The following is a 21,387-nucleotide window of genomic DNA, read 5'->3' on the forward strand; positions in this document are numbered from 1 at the left end:
TGAGGGCCTCAAGGCCGCCATCGCCGGCAAGCCGGCTCCTACAGGGAAGGTTGCATTACGCTTCCTGGTAGTTCTCGATCGACGGGCAGGCGCACACCAGGTTGCGATCGCCAAACACGTTGTCGACACGACCCACCGGAGGCCAGTACTTGCTTTCGATCAGCGACGCTACCGGGTACACAGCCTGTTCGCGGCTGTAAGGGTGCGACCACTCGCCAACCAATTCAGCAGCGGTGTGCGGCGCGTTCTTCAGCGGGTTGTCGTCCTTGTCCAAGGTGCCGTTTTCCACCGCGCGGATTTCTTCGCGGATGGCAATCATCGCGTTGCAGAAGCGGTCCAGTTCTTCCTTGGATTCGCTTTCGGTCGGCTCGATCATCAAGGTGCCGGCCACCGGGAACGACATGGTCGGCGCGTGGAAGCCGAAGTCGATCAGGCGCTTGGCCACGTCGTCCACGCTGATGCCGCTGCTGTCCTTCAGTGGGCGCAGGTCGAGGATGCATTCGTGCGCCACCAGGCCGTTGCTGCCGGTGTAGAGCACTGGGTAGTGTTCTTCCAGGCGACGGGAAATGTAGTTGGCATTCAGGATCGCCAGCTGCGAAGCGCGCTTGAGGCCTGCGCCGCCCATCATGCTGATGTACATCCAGGTGATCGGCAAAATACTCGCGCTGCCGAACGGCGCTGCACACACCGCGCCTTCCTTGCGCGCCATGGCCGCGTGGCCAGGCAAGAACGGCGTGAGGTGCGACTTGACGCCAATCGGGCCAACGCCCGGGCCGCCACCGCCGTGAGGGATGCAGAAGGTCTTGTGCAGGTTCAGGTGGGACACGTCGCCGCCGAACTTGCCCGGTGCGCACAGGCCGACCATCGCGTTCATGTTGGCGCCGTCGATGTACACCTGGCCGCCGTTGTCGTGGATGATGCCGCAGATTTCGCGGATGCCTTCCTCGAACACACCGTGGGTGGACGGGTAGGTGATCATCAATGCCGCGAGGTGGTCGCGGTGCTCGATGGCCTTGGCGCGCAGGTCTTCAATGTCCACGTTGCCACGGGCGTCACAGGCCGTCACGACGACGCGCATGCCCGCCATGTTGGCGGTGGCCGGGTTGGTGCCGTGGGCCGACGAGGGGATCAGGCAGATGTCGCGGCGCTCATCGCCACGGCTCTGGTGATAGGCACGAATGGCCAGCAAGCCGGCGTATTCACCTTGGGAACCGGCGTTCGGTTGCAGCGAGATCGCGTCATAACCGGTGGCGGCGCAGAGCATGGCTTCCAGGTCGGAGGTCAGCTCTAGGTAGCCGGCGCTTTGTTCGGCCGGGGCGAAGGGGTGCAGGGCACCGAACTCGGCCCAGGTTACCGGGATCATTTCGCTGGCAGCGTTGAGCTTCATGGTGCACGAGCCCAGCGGGATCATGGTGCGGTCCAGTGCCAGGTCCTTGTCGGCCAGCTTGCGCAGGTAGCGCATCAGCTCGGTTTCGGAGTGATAGCGGTTGAACACCGGGTGGCTGAGGACTGGCGACTGGCGCAGCAGCGCGGCCGGCAGGGTGCTGTCCACGCTGGCGGCGAAGTCCGGAAGGGCCTTGCCGTCGGCGAAGATCGCCCACAGGGTTTCAATGTCGGCCTGGGTGGTGGTTTCGTCCACCGACACACCCAGACGCTCGGCGTCTACCACACGCAGGTTGATGCGCTGGGCGCGGGCCTTGTCGTGCAGCGCGGCAGTGTTGGCGCCGGTGTTGAGGGTGATGGTGTCGAAGAAGTTTTCCTGCTCGACCTTCAAGCCCAGGGCGGTCAGGCCCTTGGCCAGGATCGCGGTCAGCTGGTGCACACGCTGGGCAATCTGGGTCAGGCCTTTGGGACCGTGGTACACGGCGTACATGCTGGCGATGTTCGCCAGCAGCACCTGGGCGGTGCAGATATTCGACGTGGCTTTCTCGCGGCGGATATGTTGCTCGCGGGTCTGCATGGCCAGGCGCAAGGCCGGCTTGCCGAAACGGTCCACGGACACACCGACCAGACGGCCCGGCATGTCACGCTTGAACGCATCCTTGGTGGAGAAATACGCCGCGTGCGGGCCACCAAAGCCCAGCGGTACGCCAAAGCGTTGCGCGCTGCCGATGGCCACGTCGGCGCCGAACTCACCCGGTGGGGTCAGCAGGGTCAGGGCGAGCAGGTCGGCGGCCACGGCCACCAAGGCATTGGCGGCGTGGAAGCGCTCGGTCAGTGCGCGGTAGTCGAACACGTCACCGTTGCTGGCCGGGTACTGCAGCAGAGCGCCGAAGAACGGGCTGACGTCGGTCAGTTCACGTTCATCGCCCACCACCACGTCGATGCCCAAGGGCTCGGCACGGGTACGCAGCACGTCGAGGGTCTGCGGGTGGCTGTGGACCGAAGCGAAGAAGGCATTGCTGCCCTTGTTCTTGCTCAGGCGCTTGCAGAAGGTCATGGCTTCGGCGGCGGCGGTGGCTTCGTCGAGCAAGGAGGCGTTGGCGATCGGCAGGCCGGTGAGGTCGCTGATCAGGGTCTGGAAGTTCAGCAGCGCTTCCAGGCGGCCTTGGGAGATTTCTGGCTGGTACGGGGTGTAGGCGGTGTACCAGGCCGGGTTTTCCAGCAGGTTGCGCAGGATCGGCGACGGCGTGTGGCAGTTGTAGTAGCCCTGGCCGATGTAGGTCTTGAACAGTTGGTTCTTGCCGGCGATGGCCTTGATCTTGGCCAGGGCCTCGGCCTCGCTCAGGCCGTCTTCCAGGCCGAGCACGCTGGTGCCCTTGATGCTTTCCGGGATCACGCTGGCGCTCAGGGCTTCCAGGGAGTCGAAGCCCAGGCTGGCGAGCATGTGCTGCTCGTCTTCCTGGCGCGGGCCGATGTGGCGGGCGATGAATTCGTTGGCGGTGCTGATGTTGATAGACATGGCGCGCTCCTCAGGCTTCAGCGTTGGCTTTGATCAGGCGGTCATACGCGTCCTGATCCAACAGTTTAGCGACCGCACCAGCATCGGCCGGTTTAAAGCGGAAGAACCAACCTTCGCCCATCGGGTCTTCGTTGACCAGCTCCGGGCTGGCATCCAACTTGTCGTTCACTTCAAGGACTTCACCGTCCAAAGGCATGTAGACGCCGCTGGCCGCTTTGACCGACTCAACGGTGGACGCCTCGGCACCCTTGTCATAGGCCTGCAACTCCGGCAGTTGCACGAAAACCACATCACCCAGCGCGTTCTGCGCGAAAGCGGTGATACCCACGGTGACGCTGCCGTCAGCTTCGGCGCGCAGCCATTCGTGATCTTCAGTGAAACGCAACTCGCTCATGGAAACTCCTCGGGACCAGATTCGTCTGGTGGACGGGATTGGAATAATGGGGAGTTGCTTAGCAATATCGCGGCCAAGGTTGTTAAGTCGTTATAAATCAACGAGTTAAATAAAATGGTTATGACGATATACCGATGGGCTGTAGCGATTTCGCTACAATCGAGCACCTGAAAAAAAGCCTATGTGGATCAAAGCCTTGCATGGCGCGCAAAAAACAAGGCTGTAGCGATATCGTTCCACTGTAGCGCTTTCAGTACGGCCGATGTCGTTCTCAGACCAAAATTCACAATGCACGCCTGAAATCTGCAACGCATTCCTCGTAGGAGTCCGGCTTGCCGGCGATGGCGATCTCACAGGCGTCATCACCGGCAAGCCGGGCTCCAGTCAGGGTTTATTGGTAGGGATGCCGTACTTGCGCAGACGGTGGGCAATCGCCGTGTGGGAGGTCTGCAAGCGGCTGGCCAGTTGGCGGGTCGAGGGGTAGCTGGTGTAAAGCGTTTCCAGCAGGTTGCGCTCGAAGTCTTCCACCGCCTGCTCCAGGCTGTCGATTTCACCGTCGCTCTGGCGCGCCACTGACGTGCCGGCGATGTCCAGGTCGCCAATGTCCACCAGGCTGCTTTCGCAAATGGCAGCGGCACGGAAGATCACGTTCTGCAGTTGACGCACGTTACCTGGCCAGCGATTGCCCAGCAGCGCCGGGTAAGTACCGGGCGCCAGGCGGCAGACCGGGCGCTGGATCTGCGCGCAGGCCTGCTGCATGAAGTAGCGGGCCAGCAACAGGATGTCCTGGCCGCGTGCGCGCAACGGCGGTACTTCGACGTTGAGCACGTTGAGGCGATAGAACAGGTCTTCGCGAAAGGTGCCTTCGCTGACCATTTTTTCCAGGTCGCGGTGGGTGGCGCTGAGGATGCGCACATTGACCTTCACTTCACGGTCCCCGCCCACGCGCCGGAAGCTACCGTCGTTGAGAAACCGCAGCAGCTTGGCCTGCAAGTACGGCGACATCTCACCGATCTCATCCAGAAACACCGTGCCCTGGTTGGCCAGCTCCATCAGCCCCGGCTTGCCACCGCGTTGTGCGCCGGTAAAGGCGCCCGGTGCATAACCGAACAACTCGCTTTCCGCGAGGTTTTCCGGCAGCGCCGCGCAGTTCAACGCCAGGAAGGGTGCACTGTGGCGCGCGCTGATCGCATGGCAGGCACGCGCCACCAGCTCTTTGCCGGTGCCGGTTTCGCCCTGGATCAACAACGGTGCATCCAACGCCGCCACCCGCTGCGCGCGAGCCTTTAGCGTGCGGATGACCGGGGATTCACCGAGCAGCGCGTCAAAGCCTTCGGCATGGTCATGGTGCAGCGCCGACAGTTGTTCGCCGATGCGATTGGGCTGATAGAGGGTGAGCAGGGCGCCGGCGTCGGTGATCGGCGTGGCGTCCAAGAGCAGGGTCTGACCGTTGACGCTGATCTCGCGCAGCGGCAAGCGGAAGCCTTGCTCCAGCAGGGTGTCGAGTAGCTTCGGGTCATTGAACAGCTCGCTGATGCTTTCGCCGGCTGGCTCACGCCCATACAGGGCGATGAGCGCCGGGTTGGCCAGCAGGATCTTGCCCGCACTGTCCAGCGCCAGCACCGGGTCGGTCATGGCGGCCAACAGGGCGTCGAGTTGCAGGTGACGGCGTTGGCCGGGGAGGATGTCCACCACGGTGACGGCCTGTACGCCGTGCACGCTGAAAAGGGCATCGCGCAGTTCTTCAAGCACCTCGGCGCTGAGGGTCGGTGCGTCGATGTAGACGTTGGGCGGCACCATCTCCACCGCATCCAGGTTGAGATTGCGCCCACCGAGCAGGGCCAGGACTTCCTGGGTAATGCCGACGCGGTCGATGAAGCTGACGTGGATACGCATGGTGCGGTTGTTGGTTCTGGCGTACTGAGGGTGGCCAGTATGCCTGACAGGTGATGGAGATCAAAAATGTGGGAGCGGGCTTGCTCGCGAATACGGTGGGTCAGTGAAAAAATTGCTGACTGACACACTGCATTCGCGAGCAAGCCCGCTCCCACATTTGATTGTTGGTGCCTGGGAAATCGGGTTATTCGAGGTGTTCGGGCTTGACCGGATCGCCTGCCTTCACATCCAGTTGATGCCGCACATCCTCGAACATCAGGTCGTACTGCTTGTGCATCGAGCCGTTCAACACGGCAATCTTCGGCATGCCGTATTTCTGCGCGATGTTCATCGCATGCCGGGCAAAGTCGAACGCCTGGTCCTTGGGCAGGAAAAACTCCTCCTTCAGCTCCTTGCCCTGCACCGAGCCATGCAGCTTGAACAGCATCCCCTTGCCTTCCTTGGGATCCTGGCTGACTTCGTAGTCGATGCACAGGTTGTAGCTGTAGTCATCCTTGTTCAGCGCGTGACGTTCAACGTGCAGGTGACCCGGTTCAAAGGTGGCCATAGGCGTATCTCCTCTACTTCACAGATAGGTGATGCCAGGTGTTGCCGTGCTGATGCGCGTACCGGCGCTGCCCTGGACGATGGCTTCGATGTCCGAGAGTGAACCGATGACGGCGGTTTTGCCAGTCTGGCGGGCGAACTCGCAGGCGGCCTGGACCTTGGGACCCATGGAACCGGCGGCGAAGCCGAGTTTTTCCATGTCGTCGGGGTGGGCCTGGCCAATGGCCTTCTGGGTGGGTTTGCCGAAATCGATAAAAGCGGCGTTGACGTCAGTGGCGATCACCAGCAAATCGGCTTCCAGTTGGCTGGCCAGCAGCGACGAACACAGGTCTTTGTCGATCACGGCTTCAATGCCGCGCAGCTTGCCGTCCTCGCCGTACATCGTCGGAATGCCGCCGCCGCCGGCACAAATCACGATACTGCCTTTGTCCAGCAGCCACGTGATCGGGCGGATTTCAAAGATGCGTTTGGGCCGTGGGCTGGCGACCACGCGGCGGTACTTGTCGCCATCCGGGGCAATGGCCCAGCCTTTTTCGGCGGCGAGTTTTTCAGCTTCGGCTTTGGAGTACACCGGGCCGATGGGCTTGGTCGGGTTCTGGAAGGCCGGGTCCTTGGCGTCCACTTCGACTTGGGTGAGCAGGGTGGCGAACGGCACTTCGAAGTCCAGCAGGTTGCCCAGTTCCTGTTCGATGATGTAGCCGATCATGCCTTCGGTCTCGGCGCCGAGCACATCCAGCGGGTACGGCGAGACCTGAGTGTAGGCCGCCGCCTGCAACGACAGCAGGCCGACTTGCGGACCATTACCGTGAGCGATCACCAGCTCGTTGCCGGCATGGATCTTGGCGATCTGTTCGGTGGCGATGCGGATATTGGCGCGTTGGTTGTCCGCCGTCATGGGTTCACCACGGCGGAGCAGGGCGTTGCCGCCCAGGGCTACGACGATGCGCATACAGAATGTCCTTCTAGAAAGCTCATGAACAACACGGTCCATGTAGGAGCCGGCTTGCCGGCGATAGGGCCTGTACCTCCAACAGGGATGTCGGCAGGTACATGGCTATCGCTGGCAAGCCAGCTCCTACAGAAGATCCGTCAGATATCTGCGAGAGCCGACACCAGAATCGCCTTGATGGTATGCATGCGGTTCTCCGCCTGCTCAAAGGCGATGTTGGCCGGCGACTCGAACACCTCCTCGGTCACTTCCACGCCATTGGCCAGGTTTGGATAACGCGCGGCGATGTCCTTGCCCACCTTGGTTTCGCTGTTGTGGAACGCCGGCAGGCAGTGCATGAACTTCACGCGCGGGTTGCCCGAGGCTTTCATCATCTTGGCGTTGACCTGGTACGGCAGCAGTTGCTCGATGCGCTCGTCCCACGCTTCCACCGGCTCGCCCATGGACACCCAGATATCGGTGTGGATGAAGTCCACGCCTTTCACCGCTTCCTTCGGGTCTTCGGTGATGGTGATACGCGCGCCGCTTTCTTCGGCAAACGCCTGGCATTGCTTGATGAAATCTTCGTGCGGCCACAGGGCTTTCGGCGCACCGATGCGCACGTCCATGCCCAGCTTGGCGCCGATCATCAGCAGCGAGTTGCCCATGTTGTAGCGTGCATCACCCAGGTAGGCGTAGCTGATGTCATGCAGCGGTTTGTCGCTGTGCTCGCGCATGGTCAGGGTGTCGGCGATCATTTGGGTCGGGTGGAATTCAGCAGTGAGGCCGTTGAACACCGGCACGCCGGCGAACTTGGCCAGCTCCTCGACGATTTCCTGTTCGAAGCCACGGTACTCGATGGCGTCGAACATCCGGCCCAATACGCGGGCGGTGTCTTTCATGCTTTCCTTGTGGCCGATCTGCGACGACACCGGGTCGATGTAGGTGACGTGGGCACCCTGGTCATGGGCCGCGACTTCGAAGGCGCAGCGGGTGCGGGTCGAGGTTTTTTCGAAGATCAGCGCGATGTTCTTGCCCTTCAGGTGCGGACGCTCGGTGCCGGTGTATTTGGCGCGCTTGAGGTCGCGGGACAGGTCCAGCAGGTAGTGCAGCTCGCGGGTGGTGTGGTGCATCAGCGACAGCAGGCTGCGGTTGCGCATGTTGAAAGCCATGATGGATCTCCTTCTGTTTAGGTTATCCCCTTGGCCGGCGCCTTATGGGCGACGGCCAAGGCCTGGAAATTAATAGTCGATAGGGTCGCGGATGATCGGGCAGGTCATGCAGTGGCCGCCGCCACGGCCCCGGCCGAGTTCGCCGGCGCTGATGGTGATGACTTCCACACCAGCCTTGCGCAGCAGGGTGTTGGTGTAGGTGTTGCGGTCGTAACCGATCACCACACCCGGCTCCACGGCGACCACGTTGTTGCCGTCGTCCCACTGCTCGCGTTCGGCGGCGAAGCTGTTGCCGCCGGTTTCGACGACGCGCAGCGCCTTGAGGTTGAGGGCTGCGGCGACGGTTTCGAGGAAGTTGGTTTTCTCGCGCTGGATGTCGATGCCGTGTGGCTTGCTTTCATCCGGGCGCAGGGTGAACGGCACGATCTGGTTGACCACTTCGGGGAAGATGGTGACCAGGTCGCGGTCGCAGAAGCTGAACACGGTGTCCAGGTGCATCGCCGCGCGGGACTTAGGCAGGCCGGCAACAATCACGCGTTCCACGGCTTTGTTCTTGAACAGGTTGCGCGCCAGTTGGCCGATGGCCTGGTGCGACGAGCGCTCACCCATGCCGATCAACACCACACCGTTACCGATTGGCATGACGTCGCCGCCTTCCAGGGTGGCGGCGCCGTGCTCCTGGTCGGGGTCGCCGTACCAGATCTGGAAGTCGGCGTTGGTGAACTCCGGGTGGAACTTGTAGATGGCCGAGGCCAGCAGGGTTTCCTGGCGTCGCGCCGGCCAGTACATCGGGTTGAGCGTCACGCCGCCGTAGATCCAGCAGGTGGTGTCGCGGGTGAACTGGGTGTTGGGCAGCGGCGGCAGGATGAAACTGGCGTGGCCGAGGAAGTCGCGGAACATCTCGATGGTCTTGCCACCGAAGCTGCTCGGCAGGTCATCGGCCGACACGCCACCAATCAGGAACTCGCTGATTTTGCGCGGCTCCAGGCTGCGCAACCACGAGCTGACTTCATCGACCAGGCCCAGGCCCACGGTGTTGGAGGTGATCTTGCGCTCCAGGATCCAGCCCAGCGCTTCGGGGATGGCAACGATGTCGGTCAGCAGGTTGTGCATTTCCAGCACATCAATATCCCGCTCACGCATCTTGGTCACAAAGTCGAAGTGGTCGCGCTTGGCCTGGGCCACCCACAGCACGTCATCGAACAGCAGTTCATCGCAGTTGTTGGGGGTCAGCCGCTGGTGGGCCAAGCCTGGGGAGCACACCATGACTTTGCGCAGTTTGCCGGCTTCGGAATGTACGCCGTACTTCACTTTTTCCGTGGTCATTACAGATCCTCCAGTGAACAAAAGATTCAGGTGTTACAGGGTCAGGAAGCCGTCGTAGAGCCCATAGGCCGCCACCAGGGCGCCAATGACCACTGCGGCGAAAATCAGCTTCTCGACGTGGGTGAAAATCGGTTTGCCCAACTCATGCTTGGCCTTGGCGAACAGAATCACGCCGGGGGCATACAGCAGGGCGGACAACAGCAGGTATTTGACGCCGCCGGCGTAGAGCAGCCAGACCGCGTAGATCAGCGCGATGGCGCCGATGAACAGGTCTTTCTTGCGCTCGCGCAGGGCGTTTTCGTAGGTCTCGCCGCGCACGGCCAGCAGTAATGCGTAAGCCGCCGACCACAGGTAAGGCACCAGGATCATCGAGGTGGCGAGGTAGATCAGCGACAGGTAGGTGCTGGCGGAAAACAGCGTGATCACCAGGAATATCTGCACCATCGCGTTGGTCAACCACAGGGCGTTGGCCGGCACATGGTTGGCGTTCTCCTTGCGCAGGAACTCCGGCATGGTGTGGTCCTTGGCGGCGGCGAACATGATCTCCGCACACAGCAGCACCCACGACAGCAGCGCTCCCAACAGCGAGATGATCAGGCCGACGCTGATCAGCACCGCGCCCCAGTGGCCCACCACGTGTTCCAACACGGCGGCCATCGATGGGTTTTGCAGCTTGGCCAGTTCCGGTTGGGTCATGATGCCCAGGGACAGCACGTTCACCAGCATCAGGAACAACAGCACGGTGATAAAACCGATCACCGTGGCCTTGCCCACGTCGGAGCGTTTTTCTGCGCGGGAGGAGAAGATGCTCGCGCCTTCGATGCCGATGAACACCCACACGGTGACCAGCATCATGTTGCGCACCTGGTTCATCACGCTGCCCAGGTCGGGGTTTTTCACGCCCCAGATGTCAGCGGTGAAGATCTCCAGCTTGAACGCAAACAGCGCGATCAACACGAACAGCACCAGTGGCACGACCTTGGCGACGGTGGTCACCAGGTTGATGAATGCGGCTTCCTTGATGCCGCGCAGCACCAGGAAATGCACGGCCCACAGCAGCACCGACGCGCCGATCACCGCTGCCGGGGTATTGCCTTCGCCAAAGATCGGGAAAAAGTAACCGAGGGTGCTGAACAGCAACACGAAATAACCGACGTTGCCCAGCCAGGCGCTGATCCAGTAGCCCCAGGCTGAAGAGAAGCCCATGTAGTCGCCGAAGCCGGCCTTGGCGTAGGCATACACGCCGCCGTCGAGGTCGGGCTTGCGGTTGGCGAGGGTCTGGAACACAAACGCGAGGGTCAGCATGCCGATGGCGGTAATCACCCAACCAATCAACACGGCGCCGACATCGGCACTGGCGGCCATATTTTGCGGCAGTGAGAAGATCCCGCCGCCAATCATTGAGCCGACGACAAGTGCAACCAGTGCGCCCAATCGAAGTTTTCCGGGAGATTCAGACATCGCATAACTCCAATGCAGGAGAAGAGAGACCACAGAATAAATCCGTGCGCTAATCAAACAGCTGACTCAGATCACTTCATTGGCACATTCCATTGTGAATTAATGACTTAGGGTGCAAAGCCGTGGGCAATGGTTTTCCGCGCAAAGGGGCTTTCCAGAGCGATCCCTGCGGTATTGGTTAATCATTTAGTGCTACGTGTGGACGTTTTAAGCTAGTCCGTTTTCCCGCATGTGCAAACTTTTCATACAGGCGACAATAAGTGGCCAATACACGACAAAGTAGTTGCCGTATTTAAATTCTAAATAAGCCTAAACCCTATAAACTGTCATGCCCTTGGGTTATTAGCGCCGTGTTTATCGCGGTCTCTAATAAACGCTACACTCGCTGGGTTAATTAGTTGAGTGCACAGTTGTCAGCTAAAAGCGTTTTATTCATTCAGGAGTGTTCATGTCCCAACCCGCCCAGAAACTTCGGCTCAGTGCCCTGATCGCCCTGGTAGTGGGGTCGATGATCGGCGGGGGGATTTTCTCGTTGCCGCAGAACATGGCCGCACGCGCCGAGGTGGGCGCCGTGCTGATCGGTTGGGCGATCACCGCCGTGGGTATGTTGACCCTGGCCTTCGTGTTCCAGACCCTGGCCAACCGCAAACCCGAATTGGACTCGGGCGTGTACGCCTATGCCAAGGCAGGCTTCGGCGACTACATGGGCTTTTCGTCAGCCTGGGGTTACTGGATCAGCGCCTGGATGGGCAACGTGGGTTACTTCGTGTTGCTGTTCAGCACCCTTGGTTATTTTTTTCCGATATTCGGTCAGGGCAACACGCCGGTGGCCATCGGCTGCGCGTCCTTGCTGCTGTGGGCCGTGCATTTTCTGGTGTTGCGTGGGATCAAGGAGGCCGCGTTTATCAATCAGATCACCACCGTGGCCAAGATCGTGCCGCTGCTGATGTTTATCGTGATTGCCGGCGTGGCATTCAAGGCCGAAATCTTCACCCGTGATATCTGGGGCGCGGGCAACCCGACTATCGGCAGCGTGGTGGACCAGGTGCGCAACATGATGCTCGTCACCGTATTTGTGTTTATCGGCATCGAGGGCGCCAGCGTGTACTCGGCGCGCGCAGAGAAACGCTCGGACGTGGGCCGCGCCACGGTCATCGGTTTTCTGGGCGTGCTGGCACTGCTGGTGCTGGTGAATGTGTTGTCCCTGGGGATCATGAGCCAGCCGGAACTCGCGCACTTGCAGAACCCGTCCCTGGCAGGTGTGCTCGAACACATCGTCGGCCCCTGGGGCGCGATGGCGATCAGCATCGGCCTGGCGGTTTCGCTGCTCGGCGCCTTGCTGTCCTGGGCGTTGCTCTGCGCGGAAATCCTCTACGCCACGGCCCAGGACAAGACCATGCCGGCCTTTTTGAAAAAGGAAAACGCCAACCAGGTGCCGGTCAATGCGCTGTGGCTGACCAACGTGATGATCCAGGTCTTCCTGGTGATCACGCTGTTTTCCCACAGCACCTACACCACCCTGATCTACCTCGCCTCGTCGATGATCCTGGTACCGTACCTGTGGTCGGCGGCCTATGCGGTGCTGTTGAGCGGGCGCGGCGAAACCTATGACGGCGCCCACGGCCAGCGCATGAAGGATCTGCTGGTGGGTCTGATTGCCCTCGGCTACGCCGTATGGCTGCTCTACGCCGGGGGCTTGAAATACCTGCTGCTGTCGGCGCTGTTGTATGCGCCGGGTGTGATCCTGTTTGCCCTCGCCAAGCGTGAGCAGGACCAACCCTTGTTTACCCACATGGAAAAAGGCATTTTCAGCTGCGTGATCGCCGGCGCGGGGCTGGCGGCGTATGGGTTGTACAGCGGGGTGTTGTCGTTGTGAGACTGGCGTATCAGCCACCCTACGACTGGGCGGCGATGGTGGGGTTTCTGTCGGCGCGGGCGATCGGCGGGATGGAGACGGTCGAGGCGGGGGCGTACCGGCGCAGTATCAGCCTCGGCGGGCAGTACGGCTGGATCAGCGTGGCAATGGGGGATGGCGATTGGCTAGACGTGGAGGTGGATTTTCCAGACCCGGCGGCGTTGCCTGAGATCGAACGGCGCCTGCGCACGATGTTCGATCTGGATGCCCAGCCCCAGTTGATCAACCCGCAACTGGCGACGGACCCATTGATGGCGCAACTGGTCGCAGCGCGTCCGGGCTTGCGTGTGCCGGGCACCTGGGATGGTCTGGAGCTGGCGATTCGCGCGGTGCTGGGCCAGCAAATCACCGTGGTGGCCGCGATTCGTCTGGCGGGTAAGTTGGTGGCGCAATACGGTCAGCCGTTGGCAACGCCGCACGTTGGTATCACCCATGTGTTCCCCGCCGCCGAGGTGTTGGCGGCGGCGGACCTGGCGACGCTGGGCATGCCCAAGGCGCGTGGGCGGACCTTGTCGGGTGTGGCCCAGGCGTTGCTGGATGATCCCCGATTGTTCGAACCCCAGGCCAGCCTCCAGGCCGGTGTGGCGCGCTTGGTGGCGTTGCCGGGCATTGGAGACTGGACCGCGCAGTACATCGCCATGCGCCAGATGCGCGAGGTGGATGCATTTGCGTCGGGGGATATCGGGTTGATCAATGCCCTGGCGGCGTTGGAAGGTGGGCCGGTTTCAGCGCGCCAGTTGTTGGCGCGGGCTGAGGCTTGGCGACCGCTCCGGGCGTATGCGGCGCAGCATTTGTGGACGTCGTTGCAGCGGGCGGATTGAGAGTGCCTGTAACGGCCTCATCGCCGGCAAGCCGGCTCCTACAGTTGGAATGTGAATTCCTGTAGGAGCCGGCTTGCCGGCGATGGCGGCCTACAGGTCACCACTGAGGCCGGTGTGAACCCAATTCCCCAGCTGGTAAGTCCCACTGCAACGGCGTGCCGCTGATAGCGACCGGTGGCAACAATCGATGTGCCTGGCCCCAGGCTGTCTGCTCCGCCAACAGGCCTTGATCTGTCGGCTCTTCGGCGCGCAACGCTGGCTGCTCCGGCACCTGTCCCGCCTCTACCAGCAACTTCGCCGTACGCGCCAATGACAACCGCGCCGAACCACCCCGCCCGGTTTTCACCCGCTCACTGAATGCCTGGATCGCACTCGCTGCCATCAAATACCCGGTCGCGTGATCCAGCGCCTGCAACGGCAGGGGCACCGGTTTATCTGCCTGTTTCCAGGCCATGCCGGCGGCGGCGATTCCGCTGCTCATCTGCACCAAGCTGTCGAAACCACGACGGTTGCGCCACGGGCCGCTCCAACCGTAGGCGTTGAGGCTCACGTCGATCAGGCCGGGGGCGAGGGTTTGCAGGGCGCTAGTGGTGTAGCCCAATTGCTCCAGGGCGTCGGCGCGGTAGCCGTGGAACAGGATGTCGGCGTCCTTGAGTAGGTTTTCGAAAACCTGCCGACCTTCGGGGCTTTTCAAATCCAGGCGGGCGCAGCGTTTGCCCAGGGTCATTTCCGGTACTACGCCGGGCTCATTCCAGGTGGGCGAATCGATGCGCAGCACGTCAGCGCCCAGGCCTGCGAGAAAGCGGCTGGCTACCGGGCCGGCCAACACGCGGGTCAGGTCCAATACCTTGAGGCCCGCCAGTGGCCGCGCAACCGAGCCGAGCCAGGGCTTGTGGGTGGTGGTTGCAAAGGTCTGGCGCTGCACCAGCTCCTCAGCATTCACTGCCAGCCCTTGGGGATGTGCCTGCCAGGCTTGCCAGTCACGCATCTGCGCGGCGCAACCCCCTTCATCGACAAGCGCCTGCTCCAGTTCGGCGGCGTTCCATTTGGCGACCTTGACGGCCATTTCGGCCCGGTCGGTCACCTTGCCCAGCACACGCTCAGCCGCCGCGCGGTGATGGGGCGCATTGGTGTGCAGTCGAATCCAGCCATCGGCGCTGGCATAGTCGCCGGCCACCGGGTCCCACAGCGGCGGTGTTTCCCAGCCTACCGGGCGGATCGAAGAAGAAAACCAGAAGGAGGCGAGGCGCCGGTCCACGCTGACGCTGGGCAGGCGCCCGGTCTGTTGCTGGATCAGTTGCGCCACCGCCTGGCCGGCAGCGCCGATGCTGGCGCTGGCCAGCTCAGTCACGGCGAAGGTCGAGGGCAGGGCGCCGGCTTCGGTATAGGTCAGTGGCGTGTGCGGTAGATCGAGTGCGGCTTGGATGGGGGTCAGCAGGTCAGTCATCAAAAGCCCTCCGTAAGAGAAGGGCCACTATAGAAGATCCTCAGGCCGGTGTGGCAACCCCAGGTTCCAACGGCAGGTCGATACTGGCAACAAAACCGCCGTCGGAATGGTTGGCGAGGATCAGGCTGCCGCCATGGCGTTCGGCGGCGCGACGCGCAATCGCCAGGCCCAGGCCATGGCCTTGTGCGGTCTGGCCGGGGGCGCGGTAGAAGGGTTCGCCCAGCTGGCTCAAGTGTTCGTCCTCAACGCCGGGGCCGTGGTCGCGCACGCTGATCAGGATCCGATCACCCTGGCGCTGGGCGTGCAGTTCAATCGGCTGGCCCTGTGGATTGAAGCGCTGGGCATTGCGCAGCAGGTTATCCACCGCGCGTTCGATCATGGTCGGCCAGCCCTTGAGGTGCAGGTCGGTGTCGGCGTTCAGTTGCACTAGCTGGTCCGGCGCGCCGAGTTGGGCGTCCTTTTGCAGGGTCTTGAGCAGGGAAGTGAGGTCGACCTCTTCGGCACTGGCGTTGTCGGCATCGACACGGGCCAGTACCAGGATTTCGCTGATCAAGGCTTCCAGTCGGTCGCATTCACGGGTCAGGCGCGGCCAGAGCTTTTCCCGCTCTTCGGGGCTGGCGCGTTCGGCCAATGCCAGGGCGATCCGCAGACGCGCCAGGGGCGAGCGCAGTTCGTGGGAGACATCGCGCAGCAACTGGCGCTGGCTGCCGATCAGGCTTTGCAGGCGGGCGCCCATGCGGTTGAAGTCGGTAGCCAGCACGCCGAATTCATCGCGGCGGTTGGCCAGGCGCGCCAAGCTGTTTTGCTGATAGGTGGCCTGGCCAAGGTCATGCACCGCGCCACGCAAACGGCTGAGGGGCCGGGTGATGGACAGTGTCACCAACAGGCTGAACAGGGTCAGCACCACCAGCGCAATCGCCAACGCGCTCAACGGCCACAAAAGGCTGCTGCGGTGCCAGGCGTCGAGTTCCGGGTGGGGGATGCGGTAGATCAGCAGGTAGGTGTCGCCGGTCTTTTCGCTGGTGTACTCGGCGGTCAGGCGACGCCAGGGCAGATGGCCGTCCTGGCTGTCATTCTGGCGCGCCTCGAAGGCGGCGGCGCGGCGCGGAAAGGTGCCGCGCACCACCGGCTCGCCGCTTTCATTCAGCACTTGCACGTCGATGTGGTACTGGCGTTTGCGCTGTTGCAGCAAGTCCTGGGCAGCATCCTCACCCTGGGCTTCGTAGAGTTGAGTCCACTCTTCGGCCAGGTTATTGAGGCCGGGGTGGCGGCTGAGAATCCAGGCATCTTGATTGAGCATGTGCCCCAGCAGGATCGACAACCCGGCAACCAAGGCGATGGCCAGCCAGAAGCTGGCCAGGATGCGCCAGAACAATGAACGCACAGGAAACCCTCAAACAGGAAAAGCCCAGCGGCGCGAGCCACTGGGCTGGGAGTGTTAACGCGTGGGCATTATTGCGCTTTTTGCGGCTGTTGCGCTTTCCAGGCCTGGAATTCCTTCCATTCGGCGCGGCGCTGTTCTTGCTTCTTGACGATCTCGTCGAATTTCTTCTGTTGATCGGGTTTCAGCACGGCGCGGATGTCAGCCTGGGTTTTCTGCTTGCCAGCGGCGATTTCGTCCTGCATGGCTTTCTGGTCAGCGGCTGGCAGTTTGTCCAGGTACTTCTTGGTCAGGTCTTTGCGAGCGTGCCATTGGTCGCCCATCAGTTTGCCGATCTGCTGGCGCTGTTCCTTGCTCAGGTCCAGTTGGCTGAAAGGGCCGCCTTTGCCACGCGGACCGTGTTCACCGCCGTGGCCCGGGCCACCCATCATGTGGCCTTCCGGGCCGCCCATCGGGCCTGGGCCTTCAGGCATTGCCGCCATGGCAACGGTGGGCAGGGCAGCGGCGAACATCAAAGCGATAAGGGTCTTGCGCATGGTGATTCTCCTGTCTCTATTCCGGTGAGTCCGGATGTGAGTAGATTACGGAGATCAAGGTCAGCGGCGGTCAGGTGTGGGTAAAGCTTGGGTAAAGACGATTGGGCGGGCGCTGACAAAACCAGGAGCCCCGGGGCTCCCGATTTCAGAGGCTGTAATAGTAGCCCCGGCTACGCAACGCCACGATTCGTGGCCGGCCATCCGGGTGTGGGCCGATCTTTTTGCGTAGGTTGCTGACGTGCATATCCAGGCTGCGATCGTAGAGGGTCAGCTTGCGACCCAGGGCGATCTGCGCCAGTTCCTGCTTGTCCAGCGGTTCGCCGGGCTGGCGCAGCAGGGCTTCCAGCAGGCGGCTTTCGGAAACAGTCAGGGCAAACTCCTGCTCGTCGATGCTGACCACGCCGCGCACCGGGCTGAAGCACAGGTCGCCCAATTCCAGCTGGGTCGACACGGCAGCCGGATGGCTGCGGCGCAATACGGCACGCAGGCGGGCGGTCAGCTCGCGTGGGTCGCAGGGCTTGGCCAGGTAATCGTCGGCGCCCAGTTCGAGGCCGAGGATGCGGTCCAGCGGTTCGCCACGGGCCGAGAGCATCAGCACCGGCAGCTCCGGGTGGTCGTTGCGCAATTGCTTGAGCAACTCCAGGCCACTGCCGTCGGGCAGCATCACGTCGAGCACCACCGCGGCCGGGGCGCTGTCGGCCAAGGCTTTGCGGGCGCTCAAGCCGTCATGGCAGGCACGCACCTGGAAGCCTTCCTGGCTCAACCAACTGGTCAGCAGCTCGCAGAGCTCCTGGTCATCATCTATCAGTAACAGCTCGCTCATGACTCACTCAATTTAGCCATTGTCGACGGCGACGGTGCCCACCGCTGGCGAAGATCCCGCACAGCAGGGCGATCAGTGCGACGGCCCCGCCGGTGACGAACCACTGTTGTTGCTCGGTCAGCCATCGGGTCAAGGCACCGCCCTGTGTCTCTTTGAGTTGCTGGGCCAGGCGTTGGTTCTCTTGGCGAAGGCGACTCAATTGGGCGCTTTCGCGGGCAGCATCCGCACTTTGCAGTTGCTTGCTCAATTCTTCACGCTGGCGTTCGCTTTCTTTCAAACGTTGCTGCAACTCGGTGATTTGGGCGCCGGCACTCAAGGACAGGGGCGTGGAACTGCCGGTGTTCGAGGTTTCTTCAGCGTGGGCCGTAGCCCCGATCATTACCACTGCCAACAGACACAACTGACGTAAGCGCATCGGAACTCCTGATTCCACACGAATATTCAGAACGTTGTCGGCAGGTTACCGAGAATAATGAGCAATTAGCAGTACGCCGAACCGATTAGGTTCGGCGCGGCCGGAATCAAGGCAGGACTTGCTTGAACGGCTTGATCACGACATCGGCGTAAACGCCCGCCGCAACATAAGGATCAGCCTTGGCCCAGGCCTGGGCGTCGGCCAGGGAGGCGAACTCGGCGACGATCAGGCTACCGGTGAAACCGGCATCGCCCGGATCATTGCTGTCCACGGCCGGGTGCGGGCCGGCCAGCACGATGCGGCCTTCGGCTTGCAACTGCTTGAGGCGTTCGACATGGGCCGGGCGCACGCTCAGGCGTTTTTCCAGCGAGTTGGCAACGTCGGTGGCAATGATGGCGTAGAGCATGTCAGTCCTCGGTCTTAGGCGTGGTAGGGGCGGCGTCATGCAGGTGGCGTGACAGGTAGATACCTTGGCCGACCAGGAATAACACGGTCATGGCCAGGCTGCCGAACACTTTGAAGTCGACCCAGTAGTCCTGGAAGGTAAAGGCCACGAACAGGTTGGCCGCGCCGCAGAACAGGAAGAACACGATCCAGGCTACGTTCAAGCGTGTCCACACCGGGTCCGGCAGGGTCAGCGCATGGCCCATGATCCGCTTGATCAATAGGCGGTCACCGATGAAGTGGCTGCCGATAAAGACCAGGGCGAACAGCCAGTTCACCACCGGTGCTTTCCATTTGAGGAAGGTTTCGCTGTGGAAGGCCAGGGTCAGGCCGCCGAATACCAGGCACGCGACCAGGGTCAGCCATTGGCTTTTTTCCAGCTTGCGCTGGGAGATGAAGATGGCGCCGTAGACGACAATGGAGCTGATGATCAGTACGGCGGTGGCGCTGTAGATGCCTCCGAACGACAGCTCGTGACCGGCAATTTCGATGACCCTGGGGTCGAGTTTGGTGACGATGAAAAACAGCAACAGCGGGATGAAGTCGATGAATTGTTTCACAGTAAGAGCCAGAAGCTGGATGTGGCGGCATAATAACAAACATCCTTGGTAGCGAAAGCGCCAGCTGACTTGAGGTTACACATCCCCGTGAATGTTGATTTGCACTGCCACAGCACGGCCTCCGACGGCGCCCTGGCGCCCGCGGTACTGGTTGCGCGTGCGTTTGAAAAAGGCGTGCGAGTCTTGTCGTTGACCGACCACGACACCCTCGAAGGCCTCGACGAGGCCCGGGGCGCGGCCCACAGTCTAGGCATGCAGCTGGTCAACGGCGTGGAATTGTCCTGCACCTGGGGCGGCGCCACCATTCATGTGCTCGGCTATGGTTTCGATCAGCAAGCCGCGCCTTTGGTCGCGGCCATTGCCCAATTGCACGATGGCCGCTGGCTGCGGTCCGAAGAAATAAGCCGCAAGCTCAGCCTTAAAGGCATGCCCGGCGCCCTCGAAGGCGCCCGCGCCATCCAGCAGGAGCTGGGCGACAGCGGCAATGCGCCGGCCCGGCCGCACTTTGCCGACTGGATGGTGCGCGAAGGGTTTGTCAAAGATCGCGCCGAAGCCTTTCGCAAATGGCTGGGCGCCGGCAAGTTGGGCGATGTGAAGCAACATTGGCCGACCCTGGAAGACACCGTCGGGACCCTGCGGTCTTCCGGTGCCTGGGTGAGCCTGGCCCACCCCTGGCATTACGATTTCACCCGCAGCAAGCGCCGCAAGCTGATTGCCGACTATATTGGAGCGGGTGGCCACGCAATCGAAGTGGTCAACGGGCATCAACCCGCCGAACAGGTCGGCAGCCTGGCGATTCTTGCTCGCGAATTTGGTCTGCTGGTCAGCGCCGGCAGTGATTTTCATGGCCCAGGCGGCTGGTCCGAGATCGGCGAGTACCGCGCGGTCCCGGAAGACTTGCCGCTCTTGTGGGGGCGATTCAAGCATGACCCCATTATTGCCACCGTCTGAACAGGTAGAACACGTGAGTCAATTCTTCCAGATTCATCCGGAAAACCCCCAGGCGCGCCTGATCAAACAGGCCGTCGAGATCATTCGCGCCGGCGGCGTGGTGATCTACCCAACTGATTCGTCCTACGCCATCGGTTGCCAGATCGGCGACAAGGGCGCGGTCGAGCGTGTACGACGCCTGCGCCAGTTGGACGACAAGCACAACTTCGCGCTGATCTGCAGCGACCTGTCCCAACTCGGGCTGTTCGCCAAGGTCGATACCGGCACCTTCCGCCTGCTCAAGGCCCACACGCCGGGCCCCTACACCTTTATTCTCAACGCCACCCGGGAAGTGCCGCGCCTGCTGTTGCACCCCAAGAAGCGCACCATTGGCCTGCGGGTACCGGAACATCCCATCGCCCTGGCGCTGCTCGAAGAGCTGGGTGAGCCTTTGATGAGCGTGTCGCTGATCATGCCGGGCGAAGATGAGCCGTTGTACGACCCTTACGAAATGCGCCGCCTGCTGGAAAAGCATGTCGACCTGATCATCGACGGTGGCTACGGCGGCAACAAAGCCTCCACCGTGATCAACCTGGCCGACGGTGAACCCGAAGTGATCCGCGTGGGTTGCGGCGACCCGGCCCCGTTCATGGTCGAGGCCTGAATGTCGGCCGTGGAAACCGTCGACAGCCAGGCGGGCGCCCAGCAGGAACTGCCGTTTGCCATGGTGTATGGCCAGGCGGTCATGGAAATGCCCCTGGACCTTTACATTCCGCCGGACGCGCTGGAAGTCTTCCTTGAAGCCTTCGAAGGCCCGCTGGACTTGCTGCTGTACCTGATTCGTAAACAGAACATCAACATCCTCGACATTCCGGTGGCGGAAATAACCCGTCAGTACATGGGCTATGTCGAGTTGATGCAGTCGGTGCGCCTGGAGTTGGCCGCCGAGTACCTGGTGATGGCCGCCATGCTCGCCGAGATCAAGTCGCGCATGTTGCTGCCGCGCTCGGAGACAGTGGAAGCCGAAGAAGACGACCCGCGCGCGGAACTGATCCGTCGCCTGCAGGAATACGAGCGCTTCAAGGCCGCCGCCGAAGGCATCGACGGCTTGAGCCGTGTGGGCCGCGATGTCGTAGTGCCGAAACTCGACGCGCCTGAAGCCCGCGCGCGCAAGTTGCTGCCGGACGTGAGCCTGGAAGAATTGCTGATGTCCATGGCCGAGGTGCTGCGCCGGGGCGATATGTTTGAAAGCCACCAGGTCAGCCGTGAAGCACTGTCCACCCGCGAGCGCATGAGCGACGTGCTGGAACGCCTCAAGGGCGGTGGGTTCGTGCCGTTCGTCGAGCTGTTCACCGCCGAAGAGGGGCGCCTGGGGGTGGTGGTGACCTTTATGGCGATCCTTGAATTGGTCAAGGAGTCCTTGGTCGAGCTGGTCCAGAATGAGCCTTTTGCGGCTATCCACGTGCGGGCGCGAGCCGAATAAAGAGCTG

The 21,387-nt window shown here is 61.9% G+C and carries 20 protein-coding genes; 5 read left to right on the top strand and 15 right to left on the bottom strand.

The genetic code is table 11. From position 1 onward, the window contains the following. Positions 1-55: 55 nt before the first annotated feature. The 8 genes from gcvP to arcD (AC0IYN_RS16850) form a co-directional block, all read right to left on the bottom strand. The gene (gene gcvP, locus AC0IYN_RS16815) at positions 56-2,902 is read right to left on the bottom strand and encodes an aminomethyl-transferring glycine dehydrogenase (RefSeq protein ID WP_457240502.1); all 2,847 of its coding nucleotides are present in this window, start codon (positions 2,900-2,902) and stop codon (positions 56-58) included. 10 nt (positions 2,903-2,912) lie between these two features. Then, on the bottom strand, positions 2,913-3,296 hold the full coding sequence (gcvH, locus tag AC0IYN_RS16820) for a glycine cleavage system protein GcvH (protein ID WP_124387957.1): 384 nt from the start codon (positions 3,294-3,296) through the stop codon (positions 2,913-2,915). A 384-nt stretch (positions 3,297-3,680) separates the two neighbouring features. Continuing rightward, positions 3,681-5,192, bottom strand: coding sequence for a sigma-54-dependent transcriptional regulator (locus AC0IYN_RS16825; RefSeq protein ID WP_406598743.1), 1,512 nt, complete (start codon positions 5,190-5,192; stop codon positions 3,681-3,683). A 184-nt stretch (positions 5,193-5,376) separates the two neighbouring features. Then, on the bottom strand, positions 5,377-5,739 hold the full coding sequence (locus AC0IYN_RS16830; RefSeq protein WP_406598744.1) for a DUF5064 family protein: 363 nt from the start codon (positions 5,737-5,739) through the stop codon (positions 5,377-5,379). Between the two features lie 18 nt (positions 5,740-5,757). Next, positions 5,758-6,687 (bottom strand): carbamate kinase, encoded by a 930-nt coding sequence (gene arcC, locus AC0IYN_RS16835; protein WP_068935003.1) that lies wholly within the window; start codon positions 6,685-6,687, stop codon positions 5,758-5,760. Between the two features lie 140 nt (positions 6,688-6,827). After that, on the bottom strand, positions 6,828-7,838 hold the full coding sequence (locus AC0IYN_RS16840; RefSeq protein ID WP_071484378.1) for an ornithine carbamoyltransferase: 1,011 nt from the start codon (positions 7,836-7,838) through the stop codon (positions 6,828-6,830). A gap of 69 nt (positions 7,839-7,907) precedes the next feature. Then, complete coding sequence (gene arcA, locus AC0IYN_RS16845; RefSeq protein WP_471842342.1) at positions 7,908-9,164, bottom strand: arginine deiminase; 1,257 nt, start codon at positions 9,162-9,164, stop codon at positions 7,908-7,910. Positions 9,165-9,197: 33 nt separating this feature from the next. Further along, the gene (gene arcD / locus AC0IYN_RS16850) at positions 9,198-10,625 is read right to left on the bottom strand and encodes an arginine-ornithine antiporter (protein WP_406598746.1); all 1,428 of its coding nucleotides are present in this window, start codon (positions 10,623-10,625) and stop codon (positions 9,198-9,200) included. A gap of 448 nt (positions 10,626-11,073) precedes the next feature. Between arcD (AC0IYN_RS16850) and arcD (AC0IYN_RS16855) the strand changes: the two genes are divergently transcribed. Next, a complete protein-coding gene (gene arcD / locus AC0IYN_RS16855; protein WP_457240414.1) occupies positions 11,074-12,501 on the top strand; it encodes an arginine-ornithine antiporter in 1,428 nt (475 codons plus the stop codon). Beyond that, on the top strand, positions 12,498-13,361 hold the full coding sequence (locus tag AC0IYN_RS16860; protein WP_457267979.1) for a DNA-3-methyladenine glycosylase family protein: 864 nt from the start codon (positions 12,498-12,500) through the stop codon (positions 13,359-13,361). The genes arcD (AC0IYN_RS16855) and AC0IYN_RS16860 overlap by 4 nt, the downstream gene beginning before the upstream one ends. A 97-nt stretch (positions 13,362-13,458) precedes the next feature. Here AC0IYN_RS16860 and AC0IYN_RS16865 read toward each other — a convergent pair whose 3' ends face one another. The 7 genes from AC0IYN_RS16865 to AC0IYN_RS16895 form a co-directional block, all read right to left on the bottom strand. Then, entirely contained in the window at positions 13,459-14,808 is a 1,350-nt protein-coding gene (locus tag AC0IYN_RS16865; RefSeq protein ID WP_471842343.1) for a CoA transferase, read from the bottom strand. Positions 14,809-14,848: 40 nt separating this feature from the next. Continuing rightward, the gene (locus AC0IYN_RS16870) at positions 14,849-16,192 is read right to left on the bottom strand and encodes a sensor histidine kinase (protein WP_406598750.1); all 1,344 of its coding nucleotides are present in this window, start codon (positions 16,190-16,192) and stop codon (positions 14,849-14,851) included. A gap of 68 nt (positions 16,193-16,260) precedes the next feature. Beyond that, on the bottom strand, positions 16,261-16,725 hold the full coding sequence (locus AC0IYN_RS16875) for an LTXXQ domain protein (RefSeq protein WP_032890971.1): 465 nt from the start codon (positions 16,723-16,725) through the stop codon (positions 16,261-16,263). Between the two features lie 145 nt (positions 16,726-16,870). Beyond that, the gene (locus tag AC0IYN_RS16880; protein ID WP_003193803.1) at positions 16,871-17,548 is read right to left on the bottom strand and encodes a response regulator transcription factor; all 678 of its coding nucleotides are present in this window, start codon (positions 17,546-17,548) and stop codon (positions 16,871-16,873) included. A gap of 7 nt (positions 17,549-17,555) precedes the next feature. Continuing rightward, complete coding sequence (locus tag AC0IYN_RS16885; protein WP_099494295.1) at positions 17,556-17,963, bottom strand: SH3 domain-containing protein; 408 nt, start codon at positions 17,961-17,963, stop codon at positions 17,556-17,558. A 106-nt stretch (positions 17,964-18,069) separates the two neighbouring features. Next, positions 18,070-18,369: a YciI family protein gene (locus AC0IYN_RS16890; RefSeq protein WP_015885584.1), complete on the bottom strand. Its 300-nt coding sequence runs from the start codon at positions 18,367-18,369 to the stop codon at positions 18,070-18,072. 1 nt (position 18,370) lies between these two features. After that, complete coding sequence (locus AC0IYN_RS16895) at positions 18,371-18,967, bottom strand: septation protein A (RefSeq protein ID WP_078049991.1); 597 nt, start codon at positions 18,965-18,967, stop codon at positions 18,371-18,373. Between the two features lie 87 nt (positions 18,968-19,054). Between AC0IYN_RS16895 and AC0IYN_RS16900 the strand changes: the two genes are divergently transcribed. The 3 genes from AC0IYN_RS16900 (at position 19,055) to AC0IYN_RS16910 (ending at position 21,380) form a co-directional block, all read left to right on the top strand. Then, positions 19,055-19,918, top strand: a complete 864-nt coding sequence (locus AC0IYN_RS16900) for a PHP domain-containing protein (protein ID WP_406598751.1) — start codon at positions 19,055-19,057, stop codon at positions 19,916-19,918. A gap of 13 nt (positions 19,919-19,931) precedes the next feature. Then, entirely contained in the window at positions 19,932-20,561 is a 630-nt protein-coding gene (locus tag AC0IYN_RS16905; RefSeq protein ID WP_016975422.1) for an L-threonylcarbamoyladenylate synthase, read from the top strand. A 120-nt stretch (positions 20,562-20,681) separates the two neighbouring features. Then, positions 20,682-21,380 (top strand): segregation and condensation protein A, encoded by a 699-nt coding sequence (locus AC0IYN_RS16910; protein ID WP_164365898.1) that lies wholly within the window; start codon positions 20,682-20,684, stop codon positions 21,378-21,380. Positions 21,381-21,387: the final 7 nt, after the last annotated feature.

The sequence above is a fragment of the Pseudomonas sp. AC112 genome (assembly GCF_979253545.1).

What these genes read in the sequence shown, in the direction of transcription:
- AC0IYN_RS16825 (WP_406598743.1), bottom strand. Translation starts at nt 5,192, where the DNA reads ATGCGTATCCACGTCAGCTTCATCGACCGCGTCGGCATTACCCAGGAA.
- AC0IYN_RS16885 (WP_099494295.1), bottom strand. Translation starts at nt 17,963, where the DNA reads ATGCGCTTACGTCAGTTGTGTCTGTTGGCAGTGGTAATGATCGGGGCT.
- arcA (WP_471842342.1), bottom strand. Translation starts at nt 9,164, where the DNA reads ATGACCACGGAAAAAGTGAAGTACGGCGTACATTCCGAAGCCGGCAAA.
- arcD (WP_406598746.1), bottom strand. Translation starts at nt 10,625, where the DNA reads ATGTCTGAATCTCCCGGAAAACTTCGATTGGGCGCACTGGTTGCACTT.
- AC0IYN_RS16865 (WP_471842343.1), bottom strand. Translation starts at nt 14,808, where the DNA reads ATGACTGACCTGCTGACCCCCATCCAAGCCGCACTCGATCTACCGCAC.
- AC0IYN_RS16840 (WP_071484378.1), bottom strand. Translation starts at nt 7,838, where the DNA reads ATGGCTTTCAACATGCGCAACCGCAGCCTGCTGTCGCTGATGCACCAC.
- AC0IYN_RS16875 (WP_032890971.1), bottom strand. Translation starts at nt 16,725, where the DNA reads ATGCGCAAGACCCTTATCGCTTTGATGTTCGCCGCTGCCCTGCCCACC.
- AC0IYN_RS16880 (WP_003193803.1), bottom strand. Translation starts at nt 17,548, where the DNA reads ATGAGCGAGCTGTTACTGATAGATGATGACCAGGAGCTCTGCGAGCTG.
- gcvP (WP_457240502.1), bottom strand. Translation starts at nt 2,902, where the DNA reads ATGTCTATCAACATCAGCACCGCCAACGAATTCATCGCCCGCCACATC.
- AC0IYN_RS16830 (WP_406598744.1), bottom strand. Translation starts at nt 5,739, where the DNA reads ATGGCCACCTTTGAACCGGGTCACCTGCACGTTGAACGTCACGCGCTG.
- arcD (WP_457240414.1), top strand. Translation starts at nt 11,074, where the DNA reads ATGTCCCAACCCGCCCAGAAACTTCGGCTCAGTGCCCTGATCGCCCTG.
- arcC (WP_068935003.1), bottom strand. Translation starts at nt 6,687, where the DNA reads ATGCGCATCGTCGTAGCCCTGGGCGGCAACGCCCTGCTCCGCCGTGGT.
- gcvH (WP_124387957.1), bottom strand. Translation starts at nt 3,296, where the DNA reads ATGAGCGAGTTGCGTTTCACTGAAGATCACGAATGGCTGCGCGCCGAA.
- AC0IYN_RS16890 (WP_015885584.1), bottom strand. Translation starts at nt 18,369, where the DNA reads ATGCTCTACGCCATCATTGCCACCGACGTTGCCAACTCGCTGGAAAAA.